This window comes from Streptomyces sp. NPDC101234 (assembly GCF_044767525.1).
In the GTDB taxonomy this organism is placed as follows: domain Bacteria; phylum Actinomycetota; class Actinomycetes; order Streptomycetales; family Streptomycetaceae; genus Streptomyces; species Streptomyces sasae.
In genome coordinates this window covers 1-12,880 of record NZ_JBIWOA010000066.1, presented here as the reverse complement: position 1 = coordinate 12,880, position 12,880 = coordinate 1, and the positions used below count along the sequence as shown (strand labels likewise).

The 12,880-nt window shown below is 69.9% G+C and carries 13 protein-coding genes and 2 pseudogenes; 6 read left to right on the top strand and 9 right to left on the bottom strand.

Annotated elements, in window-relative coordinates; translation table 11 throughout:
* Positions 1 to 2 precede the first annotated feature (2 nt).
* The 3 genes from ACIRR9_RS53275 to ACIRR9_RS53265 are packed head-to-tail and all read right to left on the bottom strand — an operon-like array spanning position 3 to position 3,786.
* Positions 3 to 1,094, bottom strand: coding sequence for a 3-oxoacyl-ACP synthase III family protein (locus ACIRR9_RS53275; RefSeq protein WP_403768485.1), 1,092 nt, complete (start codon positions 1,092 to 1,094; stop codon positions 3 to 5).
* Positions 1,091 to 1,651, bottom strand: a complete 561-nt coding sequence (locus tag ACIRR9_RS53270; protein WP_403768482.1) for a hypothetical protein — start codon at positions 1,649 to 1,651, stop codon at positions 1,091 to 1,093. Before ACIRR9_RS53270 ends, ACIRR9_RS53275 begins: the two co-directional genes overlap by 4 nt.
* Positions 1,648 to 3,786 (bottom strand): MMPL family transporter, encoded by a 2,139-nt coding sequence (locus tag ACIRR9_RS53265; protein ID WP_403768479.1) that lies wholly within the window; start codon positions 3,784 to 3,786, stop codon positions 1,648 to 1,650. Before ACIRR9_RS53265 ends, ACIRR9_RS53270 begins: the two co-directional genes overlap by 4 nt.
* A 176-nt stretch (positions 3,787 to 3,962) precedes the next feature.
* Here ACIRR9_RS53265 and ACIRR9_RS53260 point away from each other — a divergent pair, with 176 nt between their 5' ends.
* Genes ACIRR9_RS53260 through ACIRR9_RS53250 form a run of 3 tightly spaced genes read left to right on the top strand, consistent with a single transcriptional unit; the run spans position 3,963 to position 6,524 of the window.
* Complete coding sequence (locus tag ACIRR9_RS53260; RefSeq protein WP_403768476.1) at positions 3,963 to 5,276, top strand: wax ester/triacylglycerol synthase domain-containing protein; 1,314 nt, start codon at positions 3,963 to 3,965, stop codon at positions 5,274 to 5,276.
* A gap of 57 nt (positions 5,277 to 5,333) precedes the next feature.
* A complete protein-coding gene (locus ACIRR9_RS53255) occupies positions 5,334 to 6,158 on the top strand; it encodes an SDR family oxidoreductase (protein WP_403768473.1) in 825 nt (274 codons plus the stop codon).
* 21 nt (positions 6,159 to 6,179) lie between these two features.
* On the top strand, positions 6,180 to 6,524 hold the full coding sequence (locus tag ACIRR9_RS53250) for a diiron oxygenase (RefSeq protein WP_403768545.1): 345 nt from the start codon (positions 6,180 to 6,182) through the stop codon (positions 6,522 to 6,524).
* On the opposite strand, the pseudogene ACIRR9_RS53245 reads toward ACIRR9_RS53250, so the two are convergent.
* A pseudogene (locus ACIRR9_RS53245) lies at positions 6,504 to 6,635 on the bottom strand (transposase); the annotation flags it as partial. The gene ACIRR9_RS53250 and the pseudogene ACIRR9_RS53245 overlap by 21 nt on opposite strands.
* A 323-nt stretch (positions 6,636 to 6,958) precedes the next feature.
* Between ACIRR9_RS53245 and ACIRR9_RS53240 the strand changes: the two are divergent.
* Positions 6,959 to 7,615, top strand: a complete 657-nt coding sequence (locus tag ACIRR9_RS53240; protein ID WP_403768470.1) for a GNAT family N-acetyltransferase — start codon at positions 6,959 to 6,961, stop codon at positions 7,613 to 7,615.
* 9 nt (positions 7,616 to 7,624) lie between these two features.
* Here ACIRR9_RS53240 and ACIRR9_RS53235 read toward each other — a convergent pair.
* The 4 genes and pseudogenes from ACIRR9_RS53235 to ACIRR9_RS53220 form a co-directional block, all read right to left on the bottom strand.
* Positions 7,625 to 8,067: pseudogene (locus tag ACIRR9_RS53235) on the bottom strand (hypothetical protein).
* Positions 8,068 to 8,096: 29 nt separating this feature from the next.
* Complete coding sequence (locus ACIRR9_RS53230) at positions 8,097 to 8,321, bottom strand: DoxX family protein (protein WP_403768467.1); 225 nt, start codon at positions 8,319 to 8,321, stop codon at positions 8,097 to 8,099.
* A 6-nt stretch (positions 8,322 to 8,327) separates the two neighbouring features.
* Positions 8,328 to 8,450 carry a hypothetical protein gene (locus ACIRR9_RS53225; protein ID WP_403768463.1) on the bottom strand — a complete coding sequence of 41 codons (123 nt, stop codon included), beginning with the start codon at positions 8,448 to 8,450 and terminating at the stop codon, positions 8,328 to 8,330.
* Positions 8,451 to 8,637: 187 nt separating this feature from the next.
* Positions 8,638 to 9,519 carry an SDR family oxidoreductase gene (locus ACIRR9_RS53220; RefSeq protein ID WP_403768460.1) on the bottom strand — a complete coding sequence of 294 codons (882 nt, stop codon included), beginning with the start codon at positions 9,517 to 9,519 and terminating at the stop codon, positions 8,638 to 8,640.
* Positions 9,520 to 9,607: 88 nt separating this feature from the next.
* Here ACIRR9_RS53220 and ACIRR9_RS53215 point away from each other — a divergent pair, with 88 nt between their 5' ends.
* A complete protein-coding gene (locus tag ACIRR9_RS53215; protein WP_403768457.1) occupies positions 9,608 to 10,186 on the top strand; it encodes a TetR/AcrR family transcriptional regulator in 579 nt (192 codons plus the stop codon).
* Between the two features lie 322 nt (positions 10,187 to 10,508).
* Here ACIRR9_RS53215 and ACIRR9_RS53210 read toward each other — a convergent pair whose 3' ends face one another.
* The gene (locus ACIRR9_RS53210; protein WP_403768454.1) at positions 10,509 to 12,215 is read right to left on the bottom strand and encodes a nitrate/nitrite transporter; all 1,707 of its coding nucleotides are present in this window, start codon (positions 12,213 to 12,215) and stop codon (positions 10,509 to 10,511) included.
* 477 nt (positions 12,216 to 12,692) lie between these two features.
* On the opposite strand from ACIRR9_RS53210, the gene ACIRR9_RS53205 reads away from it, so the two are divergent.
* A partial coding sequence (locus ACIRR9_RS53205) for a transposase (protein ID WP_403768451.1) occupies positions 12,693 to 12,880 on the top strand: 188 nt, incomplete at its 3' end.

Sequence of the window (12,880 nt, the reverse complement as noted above, 5' to 3'; positions counted from 1 at the left end):
GGTCAGTTGGCGGGTGCGGGTGCGGGTGCGGGTGCGGGTGCGGGTGCGGGTGCGGGTGCCGGTGCGGGCAAGGGGGCCTGGGGGTGCCAGGTGAGGAGGAGGGTTCCGGCGGAGGCTCCGCTCGCGAGGCCGTACAGGGCCACCAGGTTTCCGGGCCGCAGACGGCCGGTGCTGGAGGCTTCGGCGAGTTGCAGGGGCAGGGTGGCGGTGGCGACGTTGCCGTAGCGGGGGAAGGTCGCCACGGCCTTGTCCTCGTCGATGTCCAGGGCAGCGAGAATCTGGCTGGTGAAGGGCACAGATGCCTGGTGGACACAGACCAGGTCGAGGTCTCCGGGCTTGCGGTTCAGCGAGTGCAGAAAATCGCCGCACCGTGCGGCCATACCGTCGAAAGCGGCCGCCAGAGCGTGCGAGTCGATACGGACGACCAGTCGTGGGTCATCGGGGGTGTAGTGAGGATTCGTGGCCGTCGCCGCGGGCCACGCGGCCGAGTTGGCGAAGAAGCGGGAGGCGAGCAGGCCGGGCCGGTCGCTCGCCTCCAGCAGCATGGCCGCCCCGAGGTCGCCCAGGGTGAGCGCGGGCAGGAGATACGCGAACTCGTCCCGGTCCTGTACCGGTTGGCGGGTGTGGACGGTGCCGCGCTCGCCGGTGGTGATCAGAACTCTGTCGTAGGCGCCGGTGCGGATGAGTGCGTCGGCAGTCTCCATGGCGTTGAGGAAGCCGTTGCAGGCGTTCTGGATGTCGAAGACCGGTGCGTCGACGCCGAGTTTGTCCGCTACGACGTGGGCTGTCGCAGGTTCTTCGAGGTCCTCGCCGACGGAGGCGAACAACAGCAGGTCGACGTCGCCGGGGGTGAGACCCGCCTCGTCCAGGGTGCGGCGGGCGGCGGCTGCGGCGAGGTCGGAGGGCAGGGTGCCGGCGGGGGCGACGCGCCGCTCCCGGAAGCCGTACATCGTCTGGAGCAGGCCGGGCAGCACGCGGAGTCGGGGGTTGCGTGCGCGGACCTCGTCCTCGATCTCGGTGCCGGTCTGGCGCTGGTCGGGGATGTGAACGGCGACGTGGCGGACGGTGCTGTGGCGCGGGGCGGGAGTGCTCATCGGCGGAAGGTGACCGTTCCCGCGCCGCGGACCGTGGCGAGGCCGCGGGTGATGCAGGAGGTCACGTCGCTGGTGGGGGTGGCGCTCCCGGTCATGGAGGTTCCGGCGAGCGGGCCGCGGGTGACGGTGCCGCCCAGGAGCGCGTCGGAGGGGTTGTAGCTGTTGACCGCGCGCTGGTTGGGGACGACGACCGAGGTGCCGGCGCGCTTGCCGGCGGCGTCGTACCAGACGACGGTGACCGTGCCGGTGATGTCGGAGCCGCCGGAGCAGCCGGCCTGCCCGCTGCCGTTCATGGTGGCGACGGCGGAACGCAGGCCGTTCGCCGAATGGTCGGGCGAGGTGCATGCGGTGACGCGGAAGGTGCCGGTGACCCTGGTGGGCCGGGTCCGGGTGCTCAGCGGCGGGCTGAAGGTGATGGGGCGGTCGGCGGTCGTGGCGACGTGACAGGTCAGCACCGTGCGTGCGGCGGCGGTCGCGGTGGTCGACTGACCGGCCACGATGGCGGCCAGGGCGAGCACGGCGGCGGTGGCGCGGTGGCGCGGGGGTGATGGCTTCATGAACGGTGTCCTTGACGGCGGGAGGTTGCTGTTTCGGTGGCGCGGGCTGCGGGCCCGGCGGGGCGCTGTGAAGGCAGCACCGAATGCGTGGCGACGGGCGGGACCAGGCGGTGCAGGAAGCGGGGCATCCACCAGTTGCGGTGGCCGAGCAGCCGCATCAGGGCGGGTACGACGACCAGCCGGATCAGCGTGGCGTCCAGCAGGACGGCGGTCGCCACGAGGAAGCCCATCTGCTGGAAGTCCTGGCGGTGGGTGGCCATCAGCCCGGCGAACACCGTCGCCATGACCGCTGCGGCGACGGTGATGGGGCGGGCGGCGTCGCGCATGCCGGAGGCCACGGCCTCACGGTGGTCGCCGCCGGCCCGGTAGTGCTCGGTGATGCGGTGCACGAGGAAGACCTCGTAGTCCAGCGAGAGCCCGAAAACGACGGTCAACGCCAGGAGAGGGACCGCGATGTTGACGCTCTGGCCGGTGTGCACGGTCGTCCAGGCCAGCAGGCCGAACGCCGCCGCGGTGGACAGGACGTTCATCGCCAGCGCCTTCAGGGGCAGGACGACGCTGCGGAAGGCCCCGAGCATCAGCAGCAAGGAGCCCGCGGCCACGAGCGCGGCGACCGGCGGCGCCGCGTCGAAGGCAGCAGTACGCAGGTCCGCCAGCGCAGCCGCCGGGCCGCCGGAGTAGACCTGCTGCCCAGGTGGCAGCATCCGCGCGGCGGTGGCGCGCAGGTCCTTGACCAGGCGGTTGGAGGCGGGACTGTCGGCGCGGACCCGGTCGGTGACGGCGGCGACGGTCAGGTCCCGCTCGTTGTCGAGCGCGCCGAAGCCGCTGATACGGCGGTCGGAGCGCAGGGCATCGGCCAGGAGCGTGGTGTCCACGGGCCCGGCTCCCGGGCGGTGCGGGAGGGCGAGGAAGGTGACGTTCGCCAGTCCGTCGCCTTCGAGCTGCTCCAGTCCGCGGCCCGCTGCCGTGTGGGCGATGGCGGCACGGTCCAGCTCGAGTCCCAGGCGCAGGTTTCCGGCCGGTGCGGCGGCGAACGTCACTACGGCCAAAGCTCCCAGCAGATACGGCCACGGGCGCCGCATCAGGTGCCGCGTGAAGCGTTCCCCGAGGCCCGCGCGGGCACTTGGCCCGCGGTCGGTACGCAGCCGGCCCCGCTCCAGCAGAGGATCGAGACGAGGCAGTACGACGGGCAGCACGGTCACCGCCACCGTTGCCGCTGCGACCGCGGCCAGCGCTGCCGCGACCGCCACCGTCCGAACGAAGCCCAGCGGTACGGTCAGCAGTCCCGCGCACGTCAGCACCACCGCGCCGGCGCACCACAGGACCGCCCGGCCCGCGGAGGCTTGGGCGGCTCGCGCGGCGGCGTGTGGGGCGTCGCCGTCCTGACGGAAGCGGCGGTAGCGCAGCAGGACCAGCAGCGAGTAGTCCAGCCCGAGGGCGACGCCGACGGTGCTGACGGCCGTCAACGACGTGCCGTCGACCGCGAGCACGAACCCCAGAGCAGCAACGGCCCCGGCACCGAGCAGGACACCGAACGCGGCGGTCGCGAGCAGCACCACGGCCGAGCCCGCCGACCCAAGTCCCACGGCTAACACCGTCAAGGCCACGGGGAGGGTCACCGCCTCCACCATCCGTAGATCCGCGAGGTCGGCCCGCTGCAACTCGGCGGCCACCGGCGGAAATCCGGTCACCGCCACCGCGACCCGGCCCGACGAGGCGGGGACGGCGGCGCGTTGAACACGGTCCTGCCACACGGGAACGAGCCGCCCGGTGTCCGCGCCCTTGTCCACCCCGGCCATCAGGTAGGTGTGGTGCGGGTCGAGGCCCGGCGGGGCCGGAACGGGCATCACCTGACCGATGCCCGGCGCCGACCCGATGGCCTTGACGGAGGCGCCCACCGCGCCCTGGTACGGGCGGGATTCCGCGGTGAGGGTCCGCGAGTCGAAGGCGAGGATCACCTGCCGGCTGCCGATCGCGGGGAAACCGCGCTCGATGAGTTCGGCGGCGTGTGCCGACGAACTGCCCGGCGCCTGAAGGGACATCGCCCTGGTGTGGTGAAGTCCGGCCGGAATGGCGAGTGCGGCCGTCACCGCGAGGAGCCCCCATACCAGGAAGAGCCACCGGCCCCGTCTCATCGCGTCATTCGGCACGGCACGGTCCCCCTACGGAGCCTGTCAACACACGGCTGACGGTGGGCTGTTGATCTGAGCATTCGGTGAACGGCGGCCGCCGCCGTGTCCGTGATGATCACGACTACGTTGCGCGACATACTGCCACAGAGAGTTATCCAGATGTGGTGGAGGTGATCTGCATGTTCGGCGGCAGACGGCGGCCGTCCGCAGGAGATGTGGTCCCGTTCAACGTGGCGGACAAGTTCCTCCACCTGCAGCGCCGAGAGGACTGGGACGGGATCGTCGCGCTGCGCCGGCGGGGCCGGCCACCCACGGCCGACGACCTTGCAGGGCTGCTCGACGGTGTCACCGGCCGGATCCCCGTACTGGGCTACCGCATCGGCGGGAGCCGGTGGCGTCCCCACTTCGAGCCGTGCGAGGTCGACTGGCGTGACCACGTCGAGGAACTCCGGTTTCCCGCAGGCCGTTCCCTGATGTCCTGCGTCCAGGAGATCACCGAACGCGCGTGGCCGGCCGGACGACCGCCGTGGAGTGTGCTGATCATCAGCGGCTACTGCGAGGACGAGTACCTGATCGGCTACCGGGTGTCGCACGTCCTCCAGGACGGCATCGCCACATCCCTGACCGCCAGCGCCCTGTTCTTCGGCGGAAGCGTGCCGCTCGCCGGACCCTGCCGTCCGGTACACCGCTCGGTGTACTCCGACGTGCGCACCCTGGCGCAGGGCCTGCGCCAGGCCCTCCCAGCCCTGCTCCTGCCCTGCGCACGCTGGCTGCCACCCGCTCGCCGCGCCGGTACGGACTGGCAGAGCGGCCAAGTCGTCCTCGACCGGGCCCTGTTCGATGAGATCACCGCCCGTACAGGTGCCGCGCCCGCCCAGATCTGCCTCGCCGTGATCTGCGGAGCCCTGCGGGACTGGGCGCCGCAGCACTGGTCAGGTCCCACTCTCGGCCGTAGGCAGCGCAGGGGACTGGCGACCGGCTTCGTGATGAGCGTGCGCGGTCCCCGGGAGACGCGATCCCTGGGATCGCATGTGGGCGTCTTCGGCGTCATGCTGCCCTGCGCGGAGCCCTCCCCCCGACGCCGACTGCAACTGATCGTCGAGCGCACCGACTACCGCGTACTCGGTGCCTTCCGCGCGCTCTACGCGAAACTGCTCCGCGCCCCCGGTGCCTGGGGATGGATCCTCGCGCAATGCACTTCCCGCCTTCAACGCTCCGGCACCGGTATGACTCTCATTCCCTCCCCCCGGGATCCGTCAGCCATGGACGCGGAAGAGCTGCTGTGCGTACCGGCACGCCCTCCGAAGAACGACGCGGGCTTCGTCGTCGTCCAAGGGCCGGACACCATCACGATCCAGGCCGTCTTCCGGGCCTGGGTCGACCGCGCCGAAGGCATGGCGGACCTCCTGACCGCGTCCCTGACAGAACTGCACGCGGACGTCATGGGCGCCGCGGCCCCCGCACCGTCGGCACGGGAGCCCGCGGTCACCTGACACCAGCCTGTGCACCGCCCCCTGCCCACCGCTCTCCCACCGCAAAGGACTGACCTGTTGAGAACCGTCGCCGTCACCGGAGCCACCAGCGGCATCGGACGCGCCGTCGCCCTCGATCTCGCGGCGCATGGCTTCCACGTCATCGCCACCGCCCGCGATCCGGAGAAGGCTGAGAAGCTCTCGGCACGAGCGGCCGAGGCGGACCTGACGCTGAGCACGGTCATGCTCGATGTGACGGACCCCGCCTCCTGTCAGGACGCCGTCGCCCGGATCGACGAGCTCACCGAGGGCGGCGCCTGGGCCCTGGTCAACAACGCGGGCATCGCCCGTGCGGGGGCGGTCGAGGACGTCAGCGAACACGACGCCCGCGCGGTGCTGGAGACCAACCTGATCGGCGCCGCCCGCATGACGCGACTCGTCCTGCCGGGCATGCGCCGCCGCGGCCAGGGCCGGATCCTCCAGATGAGCTCGCTGGGCGGTCTGGTCTCCGTCCCCTTCAACGCCTGGTACTGCGCCGGCAAGCACGCCCTGGAGACCCTGACGGACTCACTGCGCATGGAGACGGCCGGCAGCGGCATCCACGTCACCCTGATCGAACCCGGTTTCATCGACACGCCCATGCTCTCCGACGCCCTCGAACACTTTCCCGCCAGTGCCCACCATCCCGGCGTCCACGACGCCGTACGCGGTCTCGTGGCATGGATGAAGCCACCGGGTCCTGAGACCGTCGCCCGTGTGGTGCGGCGCGCCCTGACCGCCACCTCGCCCCGGCGGCGCTACCGCGTAGGCCCGGCAGCCACCCTCGCCCCGCTGGCCCGCTGCGCCCCGGCCGCCCTCACCGACCGTGTCTCCCACGCTCTGCTGCGCGCGCACCGAATGTGACCACAGCTCACGGCCCACCGCATCGCTCCACGCCACGCGCGCTTCGAGCTGTGCAACCTGCACCTGTTCTCCCACTACCTCCAGCGCAAAGACCCCACTGACCCGCGAACCCGCCATGCCCTGTCCGAAGTCGGCGACGAGACCCGCCATATGCGCATGTCCGCCCGGCTGCTCACCACCTGCGGCGCCCCCGTCCACGAACCGCCCGCCTACCTGCGCCGGCTGTTCACCCTGACGCGCCCGCTCTTCCAAGACCTCACCACGTTCGCCATGATCCTGGCGATCGAAGAACTGACCGGCCACCTCCAGCGCCTCACCCTGCCCGACGAACGCGTTCAACCGTCCCTAGAGACTGAGCGGGAGTGAGTCCTGTTGCCAGAACCCATGCTCAGCCGAACGCCCCGAACGGTGTTGGGCGTTCTGGTCCACCGCGTTCGCTCCGCATCCGGCGCCGACGGATCGTGTCCGTGGTCCGGGATGCCAGCACCACTGGTGGCGCGCTGCCCGCCTCATCTGACGAACAGAGCCAGTCCGCAGAACTACGCGTCAGGCCGACGCGGGATGGGGGCGGGGCCGGTCGGGTGCGCATCCTCGACGAGCCTGCCTCTGCGGTGGCTTCGTTCACTTCGAGTAGCAGCGTTCGTCCATCGGTGCGGGAGGCAAGGGAGGTTCAGGCCCCCGTGGATGTCGACGAGGAATGACGTCGCTCTTGGCTGAGGAGCGTCGGTCCTGCCTGGTCGGGTATCGGGCAGCTGATAATGCGTTGTTGGTCTCAGCTGGGCTGCGAGAGCATCCGGTGCATGGAAGAGCCTGCCGAATGCCTCAGTTCCGATCAGGTTGAGCTGCGCCGGTGGCGCATGACGGATCTCGACGCCTTGGAACAAGCGATCTACGAGTCGCTGGACCATCTGGTGCCGTGGATGCCTTGGGCGGCCGACCCTGGCAGACAGCCAACCTCTGACTTCCTCGCCCGGAACCAGGAGGAGTGGGAGGCCCGGCAAGCCTTCGGCTATGCGATCACATCGGATGCCGCGGTGATTGGCAGCTGTGGCCTCATGCGCCGCATCGGAGCGGGCGGCCTCGAAATCGGCTACTGGCTTCACCCTCAATGGACCGGACGGGGTCTGGCGACGATGGCCGCTGCGGCTCTTGTCCGCCAGGGCTTCCAGCTGGCAGGCATCGACCGCATCGAGATCCATCATGATGCCGCCAACCCTGCCAGCGGAGCCGTCGCCCGCCGCTTGGGGTTCATCGAGGTTGAGCGCGTAGAAGCACCTGAAGGGCCCGTCGCTCCTGGCGAAGTGGGGGTTGATGTCATCTGGCGGATGACGGCAGATCAGTGGAAGGCAAGGAATCTGAGCACGCCTCTTCTTCGCTCCGCGGCGGATGCCCTGGCGGTCATGGGCGGAGAGGTCTTCTTTGGGTGCAGTTTGTCTGAAGGGGGGACTGGCCTGTGATTGTGTTCGCTACCCGGATCGGCGGCGGATTGCTGAGAGAAGGCGTCGCATGCCGACCACGTGCCCGCCCGTTCCCATGACCAGCAGTCGGTAGAGGCCGCCGGCCAGACCGGGAAGGGCGGCCCGGCTTTCGGCACGTAGCCGTGATCGTCCCGGACCGATGCGGTCATGCGGAAGGCCAGGGCGTAGGACGAAAAACGATGGCGTCCCTGGAGGGCCAGCTCTCGTCCCGGGACCGCGGCGACCACCCGCCAGCCGGGGAACGTCGAGCCTTCGGCAAGAGGACGTGGCCCGGATGCCGCGCAGTCGCCGCATCCCACCAGCCTTGTGTACGCGGCCCACCCGGGGCGTGAGAAGGACCGGTCCAGTGTCTCGACCAGTCCGCGCCAGACCTCGTCGGTCTCCGCGGCGATGTCCGTCGCGTGCTCATCGAGGTACGGCAATGAAGGGATCTACACCAAAGCCTCCGTGAGATTCGAGGTCACAGAGAACCGTCGTAAGCCAAGTTCACGGCCGAGGCGGCCGCCGCCAGCCAGAAGAACACGGCCCACGGGCCCAGTTGGCGGTCCTGGACGCGCATGTGGGCGCAGTATGCACCGACGAAGTACAGCGTGAGACCGGCGGCGAGCGCGCCCAGCACTGGTACGGCAAACCCGGCCGGCAGCCCCAGCGCGCCCGCTGCAAGCAGCGCCCCCAGCGAGCGCATCCAGGATCAGGGCACGTGCGACTTGTCCGCTTGGCTTTTGGGATATCCATGGCCGGCGGAGTTGGCGATGGCGGCCGAACCGTTGACGGCCGAGGTGAGAAGGGTGACCACGTCGTAGGCGGCGAACACGAAGGTCTCCTTCTTCGAGAGAACGACGGTTGAGTGTTCGCTTCTTGGACGTGCCTGGCCTCCGAGAGGTGACATCCGCTGTCCGGGCGGTCTCTCGGGGAGAGCCGCGGCATTGCCGTGCGCTGCGACGAGCATGCCGTAGTCGTGGTCGATGGACCCTGGACGGCTTTTGTCGGACGGGCGGGCGTCAGGGCTGGATGTTTTCCAGGTCTTCGAGGAGGCTGGAGCGTGTCGGCTGCCAGCCGAGGGCTTCGCGGGTGTGGGCGCTTGAGGCCGGCTGGTCCATGGCGAAGATCGGGCCGAACGGGCCGAAGTTCTCCTGCGGGACCTCCTCGGTCGGCAGGCCCAGCCGCCGGCCGATGACTGTCGCGATGTCCCGTACCGCGTCGCCCTCGTCGGCGACGGCGTGCCATGACGTTCCTGCCGGTGCCGACTCGAGGACCAGGCGGAACAGGACCGCCGCGTCGAGCGCATGCACGGCCGGCCAGCGCTGGGTGCCGTCGCCGGGGTAACCGGACACTCCGGTGCGGCGCGCTGCGTCGACCAGCAGGCCGGCGAATCCGCCCTGGCCCTCGTTGTGGACGGTGCGCGGCATCCGGACAGCCGCGCTGCGCAGACCGCGCGAGGCGAGATCCAGCAGCGCCGTGACCGAACGGCCCCGGCCGGCCACCGGTCCGTCGGTCGGCAGCGGATCGGTCTCGGTGGAGGCGCGTCCCGGCACCCAGGGCGTACCCGAGACGGTGACGACCGGGCGGTCGCTCTTGATGAGTTCCTGCCCCAGCGCGGCGAGGGCGGCGCTCTCCTGGGCGATGGCCTGCGCGAGCGCATCGGGACTGCTGTAGTCGCGGCCGAAAGCCAGGTTGATCACGCCGTCGGACTGTGCGGCGCCGGACCGCAGGACGTGGAGGTCCGCCAGATCTCCCCGCAGCACCGTGGCACCAGCGCTCTCAAGGGCCTGCGCGGAGCCGTCCGAACGGGCCAGTGCGAGAACGGTGTGGCCGTTGCCGAGCAGTTCGGCAACGACGGCGGAGCCGATGGTGCCGGTACCGCCGGTGACGAAGACATGCATGAGCTCTCCCTGAAAGTGATGGGACTTCTGTCCCATCACTGACCCTACACGGTGACGGGACAGGTGTCCCATCACCTATCCTGGTCTCATGGCTAGATGGCAACCAGGGGCGACCCAGCGACTCGTCGTTGCGGCCGTCGACCTGTTCACCGAGCAGGGATACGACGCCACCACGGTGGCGCAGATCGCCGAGCGCGCCGGCGTCACCAAGAGCACCTTCTTCCGGCACTTCTCCGACAAGCGCGAACTGCTGGTCGCCGGCCAGGAAACGCTCAGCAGGCTGCTCGCCGACGGCATCGCCGAGGCGCCTGCGGGCGCCAGCCCGCTCCAGGCGGTGGCGGCCGGTCTCGAACGCGCATCGGGCGCCATGGGGCCTGCGAACCGTGAACTCGGCCCCCGCATCAGGGCGGCCGTGGCAGCCAGCACCGAACTTCAGGAGCGTGACACCCTCAAGAGCGTCGGTCTCGCGGCCGCCATGACAGCCGCGCTCATCGACAGGGGCGTCCCCGACCCGACCGCACATCTGGCGGGTGAGCTGGGGGTTCTCGCGTTCAAGCGGGGCTATGCCCGGTGGTCGGAATGTGATCGTGATGACGCGGGAGGGCTCGCGCCGCATGCGCTGGCGGCCCTGGAAGACCTACGTGCGGCGACGGCGTCGCTGGGCTGACCTGTGCGTTCGGCCGTCGGCGGCAGGATCCTGAGCCGGTCGAGCCGGTCCATGTTCAACTGCCCTCGGTGCTGCCGGAGTTCAGAGGCGAGAAGGCCTTCTGCGAGACGGAGCCGCAACACCTCAGCTCGTGACCTTGCTGCATGCGGCCATTGATGTGCGCCTTCGGACGGCGTCCGGCGGATCGCATCTTGTCGCAGTCGCAGTCGCAGTCGCAGTCGCATGTCCGACGTCCCGCCGTCTGCCCGGTGTCCCGCTGCGTGTGATGTCCCGTCCCCCGCGTCCGGCCGCCCCTTCCAGGGGCGGCCGGTTCCCTGTCTGGTTACTGTTCGGCGGCGGTGAGGGCGGCCAGTTCGCGGTTGACGGCGGCCTGGTGTGCTTCGGCGTCCGTGCGTGCTTTCTTCGGGTTCCAGCGGCCTGCCATCACGAAGACGAAGGGCAGGAAGAGTGCCTGGCCGGCGACGCAGATCCACCACCAGGTGCGCCATTGGCCTGGGCCGTTCTTCGTTGCTTTCTGGACGTCGGCGCCGTATTTCTGCAGTACTTCGAGCTGCGGCGCCGCCTTGTGCACGACAGCGAGGTCCTTCGTGCCGACTTCCTGGACGGCGCGGGCGCTCAGCGCGGACGGGACGGCGGTGGGGGTGTACTTGTTCAGTTCGGCGAAGAGCTGCGGGTGCGCGTTGATGATGGCGAGTGCGGGTGCCGCCTGTGCCGAGGCGGCCTTGACCTCGGCGCCGTGTTCCACGAGCGGGGTCGCGGAGGTGACCAGTACCGGGATGAAGGCTGCGGAGACGGCCACCACGATGCGCACCGTCCAGCCCCACACCGCCAGACCTGCCGCGGTCGCCGCCGGGTTGTGCTTCTCGACCGTCTCGGTGAAGCTCGCCATCCAGGGCGCGTAGGCGATGCCGCTGAAGACGCCGATGCCGACGAACAGCCAGGCGAAGGTGTAGTAGCCGGTCGTCAGGTGGGTGGCGCGGGTGGCGAAGACTGCGGTCATCACGGCGGAGCCGACCGCGCCGGCGATCATGAAGGGCTTGCGCACCTTCAGCCGGTCCGAGAGCAGTCCGGCCAGGACCAGGGCGATGGCGTTCGCCGCCCAGTACCAGTTGGCCAGCGCGTTGGTGCGCTGCTCGCTGTAGCCGAAGACGGTCGCGAAGTAGACGACGAAGTTGCCGACCGCCGCGTAGTAGAGCAGCAGGAACACGGCGATGGCGAAGGCCGAGCCCAGCACGTCCAGGCGCATCATCTGCCGCCACTCGCCACGCCGTAGCGCCTCGGTGTCCAGCCCCTTGGCGCGCGCCTCGACCAGCGCCCGGTCCCGCAGCGTCACCATGATCTGGTCGCGCAGCGCCGGGGACAGCTCGCGCAGCGCGAAGAGTGCGGCGATGAAGACGACGAACCCGGCGATCGCCGAATAACGCAGTTCGTCCTGCCAGGTGGCGCTGTCCAGGGTGTTGCTGGTGACGGTGGTGACCACCAGGGAGCCGATGACCGGGCCCATCGTCCAGTACCCCATCGCGGTGGCCCGGCCGAGCTGCGGGGAGAAGTCCCTGATCAGCGCGGGGGTGGCGACCAGCACGATGCCCTCGATGAAGCTGACGAGCGCGAAGAGCACCAGATAGGCGGTCTTGTCGGCCGCGTTCGGCAGCCCGAAGAAGACCAGCAGCGCGGCGATCAGCAGCCCGTAGACCACCAGATTCGCCCGGCCCCAGCGGTCGGCCAGGCCGGCCACGAGCGAGGCGAAGGCCCCGATCGCGTTGCCGATCACCGAGACCCAGATGAAGTAGCGGTACGTCATGCCGAAATGCGTGATGATCGATGTCGCCACCGCGTACTGGATGTACAGCATGTAGTACAGGACGACAGTGGTGATGACCACGATCGCGAGATACGCCATACGGCGGCCGGTGGGCGGGTAGTCCGCAAGTTCGCGGCGGTACAGCCGGGCCAGCGGGGTGCGGGCATTCGCGGCGGGCGCATCGGGCGCGGGTCTGTCGGCGTCGAACGGCGTCGTGGCGGCGGGCATACGGCTCCTCCCAGGGATCCCCGGAAGCCGGGTGCCTGCGGCGGTGGGACTGGGGTGCGAGGCGGCCCGGCTCCGGGAGCGTGGCCAGAGGCTAGTACCGACTAGTCGGTATGCCTAGGGGTCTGCACGAGGTCGTTCACTCGGTTCATCCCCGGCCGCTGAAGGTGCGAGCGCCGAACAGTCGTCCATCCTGGTCAGGTTGCTGACCGGCGATGAACCGAATCCCGCCGCCCGTCCGGCGGGGCGGGTGCCGCCTTGTCATGATGATCGGCTGTGCTCCCGCGCGTGGCCTGCTCCGCCTTCACGGACACGGTCTCCCTGATGTGCGTGCTGTCGTCGTCGCACAGCAAACGGCAGTTGCTGACCTGGAAGTGTCCGCTGTGGGAGGAGCGGGCGCGGGGGAGCGTCGTACGGGCCCTCCACCTTGATCGTGGACGCCTCGACACTGGATCTTGAATCCAGGGAGAGGAGTCTCAGGTGTGGATCTACAAGTACTCGGCGGAGTTCCGGGCCGACGCTGTGGCGTTGGCCCTTTCGTCGGGCCGGCCCGTCTCGCGCGTTGCCGCCGATCTGGGTGTGAACCACGAGACGCTGCGGCAGTGGATCAAGACGGCGGAGAAGACCGAGCGGCCCGAGGCGGTTGCGGTGTCGGCGCAGGACGCGGA

Coding starts and splice junctions, on each gene's coding strand:
- ACIRR9_RS53230 (WP_403768467.1), bottom strand. CDS start 8,321: ATGCGCTCGCTGGGGGCGCTGCTTGCAGCGGGCGCGCTGGGGCTGCCG.
- ACIRR9_RS53220 (WP_403768460.1), bottom strand. CDS start 9,519: ATGCATGTCTTCGTCACCGGCGGTACCGGCACCATCGGCTCCGCCGTC.
- ACIRR9_RS53265 (WP_403768479.1), bottom strand. CDS start 3,786: ATGAGACGGGGCCGGTGGCTCTTCCTGGTATGGGGGCTCCTCGCGGTG.
- ACIRR9_RS53275 (WP_403768485.1), bottom strand. CDS start 1,094: ATGAGCACTCCCGCCCCGCGCCACAGCACCGTCCGCCACGTCGCCGTT.
- ACIRR9_RS53260 (WP_403768476.1), top strand. CDS start 3,963: ATGTTCGGCGGCAGACGGCGGCCGTCCGCAGGAGATGTGGTCCCGTTC.
- ACIRR9_RS53210 (WP_403768454.1), bottom strand. CDS start 12,215: ATGCCCGCCGCCACGACGCCGTTCGACGCCGACAGACCCGCGCCCGAT.
- ACIRR9_RS53240 (WP_403768470.1), top strand. CDS start 6,959: ATGGAAGAGCCTGCCGAATGCCTCAGTTCCGATCAGGTTGAGCTGCGC.
- ACIRR9_RS53270 (WP_403768482.1), bottom strand. CDS start 1,651: ATGAAGCCATCACCCCCGCGCCACCGCGCCACCGCCGCCGTGCTCGCC.
- ACIRR9_RS53215 (WP_403768457.1), top strand. CDS start 9,608: ATGGCTAGATGGCAACCAGGGGCGACCCAGCGACTCGTCGTTGCGGCC.